The organism is Parvimonas sp. D9, assembly GCF_035282565.1.
GTDB classification, from domain to species: domain Bacteria; phylum Bacillota; class Clostridia; order Tissierellales; family Peptoniphilaceae; genus Parvimonas; species Parvimonas micra.
Genome location: NZ_JAYKBM010000293.1, coordinates 1 through 230 on the forward strand (window position 1 = coordinate 1; position 230 = coordinate 230).

Here is a 230-nt window from a genome sequence, read left to right on the forward strand (position 1 = left end):
TGATGCCCTTCATTTCGGTGCTCCGATGAGTTCGTCGAGGATGTCGCCGAGCGCCGCCTGCCACGGCCGCGGCTAGATGCCGTAAGCGGCGCGGATCGCGTCGTGGCTCAAGAGCGAGTTGGCGGGGCGCTTGGCCGGCGTCGGATAGTCGGCGGTGGCGATCGGCCTGACCGCCGCGATCGCGCCGCCGCGCGCGCCGCTCTGCGCAAAAATCTCGGCGGCGAACCCCG

The 230-nt window shown here is 70.9% G+C and carries 1 protein-coding gene; it reads right to left on the reverse strand.

The window, feature by feature from the left end:
- Positions 1-72: 72 nt before the first annotated feature.
- Positions 73-230 (reverse strand): sugar nucleotide-binding protein (locus VJI94_RS09030; RefSeq protein WP_416383690.1); only part of this gene is annotated, 158 nt, incomplete at its 5' end.